General features: G+C 62.4%; 12 protein-coding genes. 7 read left to right on the top strand and 5 right to left on the bottom strand.

The genetic code is table 11. The features are described 5' to 3' along the window. Positions 1–80: 80 nt before the first annotated feature. From NLY36_RS05905 to NLY36_RS05890, 4 genes are read right to left on the bottom strand one after another with little or no spacing between them, the layout of a single operon-like run. A complete protein-coding gene (locus NLY36_RS05905) occupies positions 81–494 on the bottom strand; it encodes an Imm70 family immunity protein (RefSeq protein WP_023687886.1) in 414 nt (137 codons plus the stop codon). Then, positions 494–733, bottom strand: a complete 240-nt coding sequence (locus NLY36_RS05900; protein ID WP_023696274.1) for a hypothetical protein — start codon at positions 731–733, stop codon at positions 494–496. The genes NLY36_RS05905 and NLY36_RS05900 overlap by 1 nt, the downstream gene beginning before the upstream one ends. Positions 734–767: 34 nt before the next feature. Further along, a complete protein-coding gene (locus tag NLY36_RS05895) occupies positions 768–1,232 on the bottom strand; it encodes a hypothetical protein (protein WP_286461737.1) in 465 nt (154 codons plus the stop codon). Next, positions 1,207–1,848, bottom strand: a complete 642-nt coding sequence (locus tag NLY36_RS05890) for an RHS repeat-associated core domain-containing protein (RefSeq protein WP_084566757.1) — start codon at positions 1,846–1,848, stop codon at positions 1,207–1,209. Before NLY36_RS05890 ends, NLY36_RS05895 begins: the two co-directional genes overlap by 26 nt. 125 nt (positions 1,849–1,973) lie before the next feature. Here NLY36_RS05890 and NLY36_RS05885 point away from each other — a divergent pair, with 125 nt between their 5' ends. Together NLY36_RS05885 and NLY36_RS05880 are read left to right on the top strand one after the other, a co-directional pair. Then, positions 1,974–3,503 carry an MDR family MFS transporter gene (locus tag NLY36_RS05885; RefSeq protein WP_023696271.1) on the top strand — a complete coding sequence of 510 codons (1,530 nt, stop codon included), beginning with the start codon at positions 1,974–1,976 and terminating at the stop codon, positions 3,501–3,503. Positions 3,504–3,572: 69 nt separating this feature from the next. After that, positions 3,573–4,409, top strand: a complete 837-nt coding sequence (locus NLY36_RS05880) for an amidohydrolase family protein (RefSeq protein WP_286442641.1) — start codon at positions 3,573–3,575, stop codon at positions 4,407–4,409. 55 nt (positions 4,410–4,464) lie between these two features. On the opposite strand, the gene NLY36_RS05875 is transcribed toward NLY36_RS05880, so the two are convergent. Beyond that, entirely contained in the window at positions 4,465–5,250 is a 786-nt protein-coding gene (locus NLY36_RS05875) for an SDR family NAD(P)-dependent oxidoreductase (protein WP_023696269.1), read from the bottom strand. Positions 5,251–5,333: 83 nt separating this feature from the next. Here NLY36_RS05875 and uxuA point away from each other — a divergent pair, with 83 nt between their 5' ends. The 5 genes from uxuA to NLY36_RS05850 all read left to right on the top strand — a co-directional run bounded on the left by uxuA (position 5,334) and on the right by NLY36_RS05850 (position 12,673). After that, entirely contained in the window at positions 5,334–6,518 is a 1,185-nt protein-coding gene (gene uxuA / locus NLY36_RS05870; RefSeq protein WP_023696268.1) for a mannonate dehydratase, read from the top strand. A 202-nt stretch (positions 6,519–6,720) separates the two neighbouring features. Then, positions 6,721–8,010 carry a D-arabinono-1,4-lactone oxidase gene (locus NLY36_RS05865; protein WP_023696267.1) on the top strand — a complete coding sequence of 430 codons (1,290 nt, stop codon included), beginning with the start codon at positions 6,721–6,723 and terminating at the stop codon, positions 8,008–8,010. After that, complete coding sequence (locus NLY36_RS05860; RefSeq protein ID WP_023696266.1) at positions 8,007–9,179, top strand: alanine racemase; 1,173 nt, start codon at positions 8,007–8,009, stop codon at positions 9,177–9,179. Before NLY36_RS05865 ends, NLY36_RS05860 begins: the two co-directional genes overlap by 4 nt. Before the next feature lie 79 nt (positions 9,180–9,258). Then, positions 9,259–10,971 carry an aldehyde dehydrogenase family protein gene (locus NLY36_RS05855; RefSeq protein WP_023736037.1) on the top strand — a complete coding sequence of 571 codons (1,713 nt, stop codon included), beginning with the start codon at positions 9,259–9,261 and terminating at the stop codon, positions 10,969–10,971. A 49-nt stretch (positions 10,972–11,020) separates the two neighbouring features. Next, a complete protein-coding gene (locus NLY36_RS05850) occupies positions 11,021–12,673 on the top strand; it encodes an FAD-binding dehydrogenase (protein WP_023696264.1) in 1,653 nt (550 codons plus the stop codon). Positions 12,674–12,700 lie beyond the last annotated feature (27 nt).

Here is a 12,700-nt window from a genome sequence, read left to right as displayed (position 1 = left end):
TGAAAGCCAGATCGGTCTGCCTGCGGCGGACCGGGGTGCCTCGCCAGTTAAGGTTGAAGTCGTCATCCGGGCTCTCATCCTCATTGGAACAAAATCGGAAGATTCCGCTGCGTACTCAGTTGAGCCAAGCCAATCAGACGGTCCAAGAGAGGCTCGCCGTCTACATCAAAAAAACAGTCATAAAGGCTGTTCGGCCGAAGCCCAAACATCTGGGCTACTTCTGGTTTCCAACCATCCCCAAGAGGCTCAGGGGGCAGCTTCAAGAAGCTATCGGTGATCAACAATAGCTCCGCTTGCAATAGAGCTGCCTCTTCGGGCGACCATTGTCCGTCACTGTCAGAATGAACCATCAGTGTTGGACACCGCGATCCTGCGACGCCCTGTTCTACGTGCGTCGCAACCTTAGAGCGGAACGTTTCGAAGTCAGCATACGAGCCTACCTCAACCCCATCCAGCTCCTCATCGCCATCAAAGACAGCTAGATATAGTCCCATCAGGTTCTCGTGATTTCAAAATTACGGCGATGCTCTTTAGCCAAGGCCTTCAAATTGGCGCTCAACTTGCATTCTTTTGGAAGGTCTAAAACCAACCGCGTACCTTCCTGCACAGCTCGATAAAGGAGAAGTCTGACCTGATAAGTTGCCCTCATTTCAGAGACGTTTTTGATCAGAAAGATTTTATTATTTATTTCGGCATCGGCGCGCGCGCCCCTCGCAACATGCCACTTCGTCATCATAAATTCCACAGCCCATCCCTTCGCATGCCTATCACTTCTGTCTCGGAACCAAAACACCCCACCGGTTTAGCCAGTTCTGGAAGGTAGGGTTGATGGGCCGCGTCGTCTCGATCGTAAGAGGCATGTTCGTTTTCAGCGATCGATACGTTTGGAGCCTAAGTTGGTAGGTCGAATCCAGCATGCTAAGCCCTCCCTTGATCTCGAAATTTCCAACCTTCATGCCGTCAAAGATCGTTCCCTTTGGCAATCCGCCCCGGCTAAACTTTGCGTCTCCCACAATGACTTTGAACGCCGCGCTGTCGAAATCAGCTTGGTTTGGCCTCCAACCGGCATTGTTCTTGGTAAGACCTAACTGCGCTAGCCGTTCGGCTTCGTGAGTAACCCCCCCTCGAAGCGAAGCAACACTTGTTGCAGCGGCTGTTGCTCCTACTCCAGCAACCGTGGCTGCTCCTGGTGCAAAAAGGCCTGTTTCAGCGGCAGCCAATTCGGAAAGCACGTGGCCACCTTGCCGCCGCTGACATTGTCAAAAATGGTGCTTTTGCCGCAAGTAGTGGTGTGGCAGCTCCCATTGCCATGTTTGCTATCAATTGGCCACCGCTGACACTTTTAGCCGTATCCGTTGGTGCAGGAGCATTTGCAGGCTCGACACTCATGAAATATGCACCGAGGATCGCAGCAGCCCAAATGAGGGGTGCTATGTGGCCATTATTGTCCCCCCTATTGATCGGATCATTGCATGCGTAAGCATATCTGTTGGTGCCAACGCCTTCCTTAGTCGGATCCCAGTCATCCGGCGAGATGAACCGTCCAAGCACCGGATCCATGTACCTGGCATTGAGATACAGCAGCCCGGTCTCGGCATCGAAGCGCTCGCCGATATAGCCCTTTTGGGTATGGAAGCCGGTGTTGAGGCTTTCGCCGTATATGGCGTAGCTATTGCCTTCGACAGTGTTGCCCGAGATGTCGGTGACCATGCGCACCGAGGCCAGGTGTTCACGGTGGAGAGCCACAATCTGACGACGCTGGCGCTCGATCACACTGCCTTCATCGACAGCATCGTCGACCCGATTGCACACGACCCCGCGGAACTGGTCGCGACGACCATCATCCACGGCTGCACGTCCGCTAAGGCTCTTCCCGTTAGCCGGACGGAATGCCTCCAGGCATGGCGTTTTCGCCTATTTGACACCTCTCGGCTGTGGGCACATAAATCGCGCCCCAAGCTACGGAGACACCGATGACTGTCGAGCAGACGCTGCCGGACACAGCGCCCGTGGAGGCCCAAGTCAGGCCCGACCTTACGACCTTGATCGTCTATTTCGGCGCGCTGATCGCCATGTTCATGGCAACCATCGACATGCAGATCGTCGTCACCGCCTTGCCCACCATTGCCGGCGAACTCGGCAATCTGCATTTGTTCGGCTGGGTCGGTGCCGCCTACCTGCTCTCGACCGCCGCGGTCTCGCCATTCTACGGCAAGCTCGGCGACATGTATGGCCGCAAGAATGTCGTGCTGACGGCGATCGGCCTGTTCCTGCTGGGCTCGCTGGTCTGCGGCATGGCATGGTCGATGGAGAGCCTCATCGCCGCGCGCGTGCTGCAAGGCATCGGCGGCGGCGGCCTGATGGTCTCGGCCTTCGCCATGATCGGCGAACTGTTTTCGCCGCGCGACCGCGCGAAATATCAGGGCTACAGTTCGGCGGTGTTCGCGCTGTCATCAGTGCTCGGCCCGTTGGCCGGCGGCTACATCACCAGCCTGTTCGGCTGGCGCTGGGTGTTCCTGGTCAATCTGCCGATAGGCATCATCGTGCTGGCGGTGCTGGCCTTCGCCATGCGCAGCCGGTTCAACGAAAAACGGCACCGCATCGACTATCTCGGCGGCGCGCTGCTCGCCATCGGCACAACGGCGGTCGTTTATTGGGGCTATCACGTGCTCGACCCCAGCGGGCCGGACCTGCTCACCTTCGTATTGCCACTCCTCGCGCTGGTCGCCATCACCTTGTTCATCATGGTGGAGCGCCGGGCCGAAGAGCCGATCGTGCCGTTGCGGCTGTTCGGCAATTCGACGGTCAGCATCGTCTCGGGCGTGTCGCTGGTCGCCGGAACGGTGACGCTGGGCATGTTCTTCTATTTCGCCCTCTACATGCAGACGCTGACGGGTCTCAGCCCGGCCGAAGTCGGCTTCCTGTTCCTGCCGGCGTCGCTGACATCGATGGTCATCTCGATCGTCGCCGGGCGGGTAATTGCCGCAACCGGACGCTACAAATGGATGCCGGTGGTCGCCATGGCTATTGGCGGGTTTCTGATGCTGGGCTTTGTCCTCACCAACCAGCACACGCCGATCTGGGTGCTGGCAACGATGATGGCTGTGTTCGGCATCAGCATGGGCCTGCAGTTCCAGGTGCTGATCGTGGCGATCCAGGCGGCGGCACCGCTGCAGGATATCGGCGCGGTGACGTCGCTGATCACCCAGGCGCGGACGCTCGGAGCATCGCTGGGTCTGGCGCTGAACGGCGCGGTGATGATCTGGGCGCTGAACCGGCAGACAGCCGAGCTTCCTGCAGACGCCGCCGCCCTGCTGCCGGGTGGCCTGAACGGGTTGACGCCGCACCTCGCATCGAGCCTGCCGGGCGCGATCCGCGAAGTGGTGCTCGACCATTACTCCAGTGGCTTCAACGTGATGTTCATCTGGGTGGCGGCGCTCTATTTCGTCGCCATGGGGCTGACGCTGCTGCTCGAGGACAAAGAGATCCCGAAGCGGGCCTGAGCCAAAGCTTGTGTCATGCGCTGGGTTTAGGCATTTGGCGATGATCTGAAATCACCGAGGAGGACAGCCATGATCATCGACACTCATCTGCACCTGATCGACCTGTCGGCGCTGCGCTATCCCTGGCTCAGCCGCGAGCCGGCGCTCAACCGCGATTTCCCGCACGCAGAATATGCGATCCAGGCCCGCCGCGCCGGTATCGAGGCCGCGCTGCATATGGAGGTCGACGTCGATGAAGCCGACATCCAGGCCGAGACCAGCCATGTGAAGGCGCAGTCGCTGGAGAAGGGCAGTCTGTTGCGCGGGGCGATCGCCTCCTGCCGCCCGGAGGAGGCCGGCTTCGCCGCCTATCTCGGGCGCCAGCAGGCCGATCCCTTCGTCAAGGGGTTCCGCCGCGTGCTGCATGTCATGCCGGACGAGCTTTCGGACAGCGCGCTGTTTCGCGAAAACATCAAGCGGCTTGCCGGCACCGGCCTGACCTTCGACCTCGTCGTCCTGCCGCATCAGATTCCAAGGGCGGTTGCGCTCGCCGATCTGGCGCCGGATGTGCAGTTCGTGCTCGACCATTGCGGCGTGCCCGACATCAAGGCCAGTGCGGAACATCCGTGGCGCGAGCATATGACCGAGATCGCGCGGCGTCCCAATGTCATCGGCAAGATCTCCGGTGTCGTCGCCTATGCCGATGCCGGCTCATGGACCGTCGAGACCTTGCGCCCCTATGTCGAGCACACGATCGGCTGCTTCGGCTGGGACCGCGTCGTGTGGGGCAGCGACTGGCCGGTGTGCACGCTTGGCGGTGGCCTTGCGACCTGGGTGACAGCGACGCATGCGCTGATCGCGGGAGCCAGTCCCGACGAACGGGCGAAGCTGCTTTCGGGCAATGCCAGGCGGACGTGGAAGCTATAGAGGCGGTACATAGCGCTCGAGATCGCCGGCAAGCGTGCAGAGCACGATCAGTGCTCTATCTGACGCCGATGCCGGCGGTCAGTCCGCCATCAATCCTGTAGTCCGCGCCGGTGCAGAAGCCGGCCTTCGACGAGCAAAGGAAGGCGATGAGTTCCGCCACTTCCTCCGGTTCGCCGATGCGGCCGAGCGGATGCGCCGCGCCGAAGCGCTTGTAGGCCTCTTCGACATCGGCATCGCTGCCGCCGTCACCGCGCGCAGCCTTCTCCAGGATCGGCGTGCGGATCGAGCCCGGGCTGACCGAATTGACGCGGATGCCTGATGCCGCGTAGTCGAGCGCCAGCGAGCGCGTCAGCGTGTGGATGGCGCCCTTGGTCGTGGCATAGGCGGCGACGTTCTGCTGGCAGGCAAAGCCCTGCACCGAGGCGACGTTGACGATGGCGCCGCCTCCGCGCTTGATCATTTCCGGAATGCCGAAATGCGCGGTCAGGTAGATCGAGCCGACATTGACCGTCATCGTTCGGTTCCAGCTTTCCCAGTCGGTGGTCGTCGCCGTGCCATAGGGATGGACGGCGGCTGAATTGACGATGACATCCAGGCCGCCGAACTTCGCGACGCCAGCCGCGACCGCGTCGCGCACCTGATCGGAGACGGACACATCGGTGTCGATGACCAGCACCGCGGCACCAGCACTTTCTAGTTGCGCTTTCATCGCCGCGTTGGCGGCGCGGTCGATGCCGCAGGCGATGATTGCGGCGCCACCGGCCGCAAGGCGTGTGGCGGTTGCCAGGCCGATTCCGGTCGTCCCGGTCACCAGGGCGACCTTGCCGTCGAAATCCATCATTTCTAAAAACTCCTCCATTTTCTATCGACTCCCATCGCGGTCCAACAATAAGTTGCCAACCTCTCGCAGAAGGAAAGCCGAAAATGGAACAATGCTGGCGCTGGTATGGGCCCGATGATCCGGTGACGCTCGATCATATCAAGCAGGCGGGCGCCACCGGCGTGGTCTCGGCGCTCCACCATATCTATGACGGCCGGGCGTGGCCTGAGGCCGAAGTGCTGGAGCGCAAGCGCATTATCCAGGAAGCAGGACTGACCTGGTCGGTCGTCGAGAGCATTCCGGTCCACAATTCCTTCAAGATCGGCGCGCAGGAACGCGAGCGCTATGCCGGCTATTACCGCGATTCGATCCGCGCGCTGGCCAAGGCCGGCATCGCCACGATCTGCTACAATTTCATGCCGGTGGTGGACTGGACCCGCACCGATCTAGCCTACCGTCTGCCGACGACAGGCTACGCCCTGCGTTTTGATGCCGTTGATTTCGCCGCCTACGATCTGTTCGTGCTGAAGCGCAAGAACGGTGCTGACAGCTATACGCCGGCGCGTATTGCGCAAGCGGAAGCGCGGCTGAAGGAATTGTCGCCAGAGAAGATGGACCAGATCGAGCGCAATCTGATCGCCGGCCTGCCGGCTACAGAGCGCAAGTATGACCGCGACAGTTTTCGCGAGGCGCTTGCGGACTATGACGGAATCGGGCCGAAGGAGTTGCGCGGCAACCTCGCGTGGTTCCTGCGCGAGATCATTCCGGTGGCGGAAGAGGAGGGGGTGCGCATGTGTATCCACCCCGACGATCCGCCGTTTTCGCTCTACGGCCTGCCGCGCGTCGTTTCGACCGCCGAGGATGCGCGTTTCATTCTCAATGGCGTCGACAGCCAGGCCAATGGGCTGACGTTCTGCACCGGGTCCTACGGCACGCGCGCCGACAACGACATCGTCGCCATGGTCAAGGAATTCGCCGACCGCATCCACTTCGCCCATCTGCGCAACATCACCATCGAGGATGACGGCTCGTTCTACGAGGCCGAGCATCTCGAAGGCGGCACCGACATGGCGCATGTCATCCTGGCGCTGATGCAGGAGGAGGCGCGCCGCCGCAAGGAGGGCCGCGCCGACTGGCAAATCCCGATGCGGCCGGACCATGGCCACCTGCTCGCCGACGATATCGGCAAGACAAGGATCAATCCCGGCTACTCGCTGATCGGCCGCCTGAAGGGCTTGGCCGAATTGCGCGGCATCATGCGGGCCGTGGAAACGTTTGGGCTGGCTTGAAGGGGCAACGAACTGCGTTCAATGCCGACGCCGGCTCAGCGTGCGTCGCTGTAGATAGTGCGGCCGGCGCGGACGCAAGACACCTCCGATTGCCAGGTTGACAGAAAGCTGACAATGCATCATATCCGGAAAAGCTGACTATGTATCATATTATCTAGCGCTAGGAGAAAGACCGGCAAAGCCGGCGCCCCAGGGAGGGATCGTGGGAGAGGCTATCAGCCAGTGGAGCAATTGGTCGGGCTATGTCACGGCCACGCCGCAGGCTTCTGCCGAACCGCTGAGTCTCGATGAGCTGAGTGGTGCCATTCGCAACTCGCCGGGACCAGTTCGATTTGTCGGCACGGGCCATTCCTTTACGCCGCTGGTCAAGAATGACGGCACCATCCTGTCGCTCGACCGCTTCGAGGGCCTGAGGTCGCACGATCCCGAAAAACTGACGGCGCGGGTCGGCGCCGGCACCAAGATCGGCGCGCTGGCAAAGCTGTTGCACGGCGTCGGCCAGGCGCTGCCGAACATGGGCGACATCGACAAGCAGGCGTTCGGCGGGGCGCTCGGCACCGCCACGCACGGCTCGGGCATCACGCTTGGCGCGTACCACACCCAGCTCGAGGCGATGCAGATCGTCGACGGGCGTGGCGCGCTGAAAGAGTTCGACCGTGCCAAGAGCCCCGACATGATCGAAGCCATGGGCGCTTCGCTCGGCGCTTTCGGCGCCGTCACCGAAGTGACGATCCGCAACGTGGCGAGCTACCGGATGCGGCACCGCCGCTGGACGGCGCCGATCGCCGATGTGCTTGCGCAATTCGAAAGCACCATGACGGCGCATCGTTCGGCCGAGTTCTACTACGTGCCGTTTTCGGGCCAGGCGCTGCTGATTGCCAGCGACATCACCGAGGCGCCGGCGACGGTGCGTCCGCCGACGGAAGACGACGATGCGGTGACGACGCTGAGAAAACTGCGCGACTATCTCAGCTGGCTCCCTTGGCTGCGCCGCCGTCTCATCGGCTCGGCCTTCGCCAAGGTGCCGGCCGAGGATTATATCGAGGAGTGGCTGAAGGTCTTCACCTCCGAGCGCAACGTCAAGTTCAACGAAATGGAATACCACCTGCCGTTCGAGGAAGGGGCGGCCGCACTCAGCGAAATCATTGCGCTGCTCGAGACGCGGTTTCCAGAGGTCTATTTTCCGATGGAGGTGCGCGTCGTCGCGCCCGACAATGTCTGGCTCAGCCCCTTCTACAAGCGCCCGACCTGTTCCATCGCCATCCATCACGGCATCGAGCGCGATCCGATGGCGTTCTTCAACGCCGCCGAGCCGATCTTCAGGAAGCGCGGCGGCCGCCCGCATTGGGGCAAGATGCACAGCCTGACATCAAGGGAATTGAGCGCGCTCTATCCGCGCTGGAACGATGCGATGGCGGTCCGCCGCGAGATGGACCCGGACAACCGCTTCGTGTCGCCCTATATTGCCAGGCTGCTCGGCGTCGCGGCATGAGCCTGACCGACACCTATTTCGCGGAAATGTCGGGCGCGCTCAGGGCAGCCGGGATCTTTCAGCCTTGCCTGGTGCTCGATCTCGACCGGCTCGATCACAACATCGCTGCGATCAAGGCGAAGTTCGCCACGGGCCTCGATCTGCGCCTCGTCGACAAGTCGCTGCCATGCCTGCCGCTGATCGACTATATCCGCGCGGCGTTTGCGACCGACAGGCTGATGACCTTTCATCTGCCGATCAGCGCCGAGATGCTGAAAATGTTTCCCCAAGTCGATCTCCTGTTGGGCAAGCCGATGCCGGTTGCCGGCGCCAGGCACGCGCTGACCAAGGGCATTCTCGCCGGGCTCGGCAAAGCTACGTCGCGGATCGTCTGGCTGATCGACACCGAGGAGCGGTTGGCCGCCTATGGCGCGCTTGCCGCCGAGCTCGACCGCGAGCTGCGCGTCTGCTTCGAGGTCGATGTCGGCCTTCATCGCGGCGGTATCAGCGATCCCGACTCACTGGCCCGGGCAGTTTCCGCGTTGGCGAATTACCCGCGGCTGAAATGCGAAGGCGTCATGGCCTACGAGGCGCATATCGGCCATATCCCCAAACTGCTGGGAGGACCGGCCAAGGCGCGCGTCAAGGCGATCAGCCTGTTTCGCCAGTATGTCGCTTGCCTTGCCGCCGACCAGCGCAAGATCCTCAATCTTGGCGGCAGCAGCACCGCATTGCTCTATGACAGCTGGGTCGGCGCCAATGAATTGTCCATCGGATCGGCTTTCATGCTGCCGACCGATTTCGACGTGCCGAGCCTCAACCAATTGCAGCCTGCCGCTTTCATCGCGACACCGATCCTGAAGGTGGTCGATGTCCAGGTGCCGGGCCTCGATGAGCGTTCATGGCTGCTGCAGAAGCTTGGACTGTTGCCGCGCCGCGGCTGTTTTCTCTACGGCGGCAAATGGATGGCCAAGCCCGTCCACCCCACAGGGATGAAGACCGACAAGACGTTCGGCTTTTCGACCAATCAGCAATTCATGGCGCTGCCCGACAACGTCAATGTCGGGCCTGACGACTACGCCTTCCTGCGTCCGACGCAGAGCGAATTCGTGCTACAACAGTTCGGTTCGATCCAGGTCTATTCCGGCGGGAAATTCGTCGAGCAATGGGCCGCACTGCCGTTTTCGTAGAGCAATTCCAGGAAAAGTGTGAAGCGGTTTTCCCACAGGAATTGCGTCAAACCAAGAGACCGAAGTGGAGGAGGATAGGATGGTCGCCAAGGCAGTCAAAACTCAGCCCGTGCAGCCTGAATGGGCAGCCGAACTCGACCTCGCGCTCACCGATCTCGACGCCAGGAAGGACGACTGGGCGCAGACCTCGAATGGCGAGCGGATCGCCTGGCTGCGGCAGGTCAAGGATCACATCCGCGAGGTCGCCGAGGCGTGGGTCAAAACCGCGACGCGCAAGAAGGGCATCCCGACCGGCTCGCCGCTGGAAGGTGAGGAATGGCTGGCTGGCCCGGCGGCGCTGATGGATGGCTGCAACCAGTTCATCCACACGCTGAGCCTGATGGAGGGCAAGAAGTTCCTTGACAGTCTGCCGGTTCGCACCTTGCCCAACGGACAGGTGGCTGTGACGGTGGTTCCGAATTCGCTCTGGGACAAGGTGCTGTTCACCGGGCTGAAGGCCGAGATCTGGATGCAGCCCGGCGTGACCAAGGCGAACCTCGCCGCAAACACCGCCTCGGCCTATGACGCGCCGCGCACCAGCCGCAAGGGCAAGATCGGCCTCGTGCTCGGCGCCGGCAACGTCGCCTCGATCGCGCCGCTCGACTGCCTGCACAAGCTGCTCGTCGAACATCAGGTCGTCCTGCTCAAGATGAACCCGGTCAATGATTACCTCGTTGATTTCCTGCGGCCGGCGCTGCGGCCGCTGATCGAATTCGGCGCGCTGCGCATCGTGCGCGGCGGCACCGATGTCGGTGCGTATCTGTGCAACCACGATCTCGTTGACGACATCCACATCACCGGTGCCGCCGCCTCGCATGACGCGATCGTCTGGGGTCCCGGCGAGGAGGGCCGCAAGAACAAGGCGGCGGGCAAGCCGCGCAACAGCCGGCGTATCACCTCTGAGCTTGGCGGCGTGGCGCCGACCATCGTGGTGCCCGGCCCATGGTCGAATGCCGACATCGCCTACCATGCCGAACTGATCGCCACACAGAAGCTCAACAATTCCGGTTTCAACTGTATCGCCTGCCAAATGCTCGTGTTGCCCGAAGGCTGGGACAAATCCGACGCGCTTCTGGCGGCCCTCGAAAAGGTGATGCAGAAAGCCCCGTCGCGCCCGGCCTATTATCCCGGCGCGACCGAGCGCCTCGCCGCCTTCGAGGCGCATGCCGACAGCGTACAGAAATACGAGCGGCCCGGCGGGCTGGCCTGCGTGGTGGTGCCGTTCCGGCCGGGCACGGATACCTATCTCGAAAATGCCGAGGTGTTCGCGCCGGCGCTCAGCGTCATGCGGCTGCCGGCGGGCAATGCGGAATCCTATCTGCGCGCCGCTGTCGCCTACGCCAATGAAAAGCTGCACGGCACGCTTGCCGCCAACATCCTCATCCATCCCAGGACGATCGCCGAGATCGGCCGGCAGCGCTTCGAGGAAATCATTGCCGAACTGCGCTATGGCGGCATCGGCATCAATTCCTGGAGCGGCGTTCTGTTCGCGCTGCTGCGCCCGACCTGGGGTGCTTTCCCTGGCCACACGCTCGACGACGTGCAGAGCGGCATCGGCGTCGTCCACAACACCTATTTGTTCGACAGACCGGAACGCAGCGTGCTCGAAGCGCCGTTCCGCATCATGCCGAAGCCGGCCTGGTTCCTGACCCACAAAAGGGCACACATGGTCGGCCGCCTGATCACCGAGTTCAACTACCGGCCGAGCCTCATGAAGCTGCCGCGCATCATCTGGAACGCGCTGCGCGGCTAGCAACGAGCATCCGATCTCAAAAACAAAAGCCGGCACAGGAGCTACGACAATGGCTGACGCGGATGCAATCATCGTTGGCGGCGGGCTGGCCGGCCTGGCCGCAGCCGCGGAACTCGGCGATGCCGGCAAACGCGTGATCATCGTCGAGCAAGAGGGTGGCGGTTTTCTCGGCGGCCAGGCATTCTGGTCGCTCGGCGGCCTGTTTTTGGTCAACACGCCCGAGCAACGCCGCCTGCGCATCAAGGACAGCCGCGACCTCGCCTGGCAGGATTGGCTGGGCTCTGCCCAGTTCGACCGGCCCGAGGACCATTGGCCAAGGAAAGTGGCGGAAGCCTATGTCGATTTCGCCGCCGGCGAGATGCGGCCGTGGCTCTACGCCATGGGCATGCGCTGGTGGCCGGTGGTCGGCTGGGCCGAGCGCGGCGGCGCGCTGGCCAATGGCCACGGCAATTCAGTGCCGCGCTTCCACCTGACATGGGGCACTGGGCCGGGCGTGGTCGCGCCGTTCGAAAGGCGCGTGCGCGAGCACGTCGCCAAAGGGCTGATCACTTTGAAATTCCGTCATCAGGTCAGCCGGCTGATCAAGACCAACGGCGCGGTCACCGGCGTCGCGGGCGAAATTCTGGAGGCATCCGATGTCGAGCGCGGCAAGCAGTCGAGCCGCACGGCCGTCGGCGATTTCGACCTTTCGGCCGGTGTCGTGATCGTCACCTCCGGCGGCATCGGCGGCAATCATGAGTTGGTTCGCAAGGTCTGGCCGGTCGGGCGGCTGGGGCCAGCGCCGAAGCGTATGGTTGCCGGCGTGCCGCACCATGTCGACGGCCGCATGATGGCGATCACCCAGGACGCCGGCGGGGCCGTCATCAACGCCGACCGCATGTGGCACTATGTCGAGGGGATCAAGAACTGGGATCCGATCTGGCCGAACCACGGCATTCGCATCCTGTCGGCGCCGTCGCCGCTATGGTTCGATGCTCTGGGACAACGCATGGAGGCGCCGTTCTTCCCGAGCTTCGATTCGCTCGGCACCTTGAAGCGTATCCTGTCGACGGGACACGATTATTCCTGGTTCGTGCTGAGCAAGACGATCGCTTCGAAGGAGTTCGTGCTGTCGGGTTCGGAGCAAAACCTAGACTTTACGGCCAAGGATTGGCGGGCCGTGCTGAAGAACCGGCGCGGCGGCAAGGCGCCACCATCGGTGGCAGCGTTCCTGGAAAAGGGCGAGGACTTCGTCGTCCGCGACAACCTGGCCGACTTGGTCGCCGGGATGAACGCGCTGTCAGGCGACAATCTGCTCGACTACGACGGGCTCAACGCCCAGATCGTGGCGCGCGATCGAGAGGTCGACCATGCCTATACCAAGGATGCGCAGGTCACAGCCATCCGCGGCGCCCGCAACTACATCGGCGACAAGATCTTCCGGGTGACCAAGCCGCACAAGATACTCGATCCCAGGCACGGGCCGCTGATCGCGGTGCGCCTCAAAATCCTGACGCGCAAAACGCTTGGCGGCCTGCACACCAATCTCAATTCGCAGGTTCTCGATGGCAATGGCGCGCCCATTGCCGGGCTCTATGCGGCAGGCGAGGTGGCCGGCGGCGGTGGCGGCGGCTATCACGGCTACAATGCGCTGGAAGGGACATTTCTCGGCAGCTGCATCTTCTCCGGCAGGAACGCAGGCCGGCACGCCGCGGGCAGGTGACGCGGCTGGCGGGCCAAGAAAAGGTCG

It is taken from the genome of Mesorhizobium sp. C399B (genome assembly GCF_030323185.1).
In the GTDB taxonomy this organism is placed as follows: Bacteria; Pseudomonadota; Alphaproteobacteria; order Rhizobiales; family Rhizobiaceae; genus Mesorhizobium.
The sequence above is the reverse complement of the archived record's forward strand: the minus strand, read 5'-3'. Positions and strand labels throughout refer to the sequence as shown.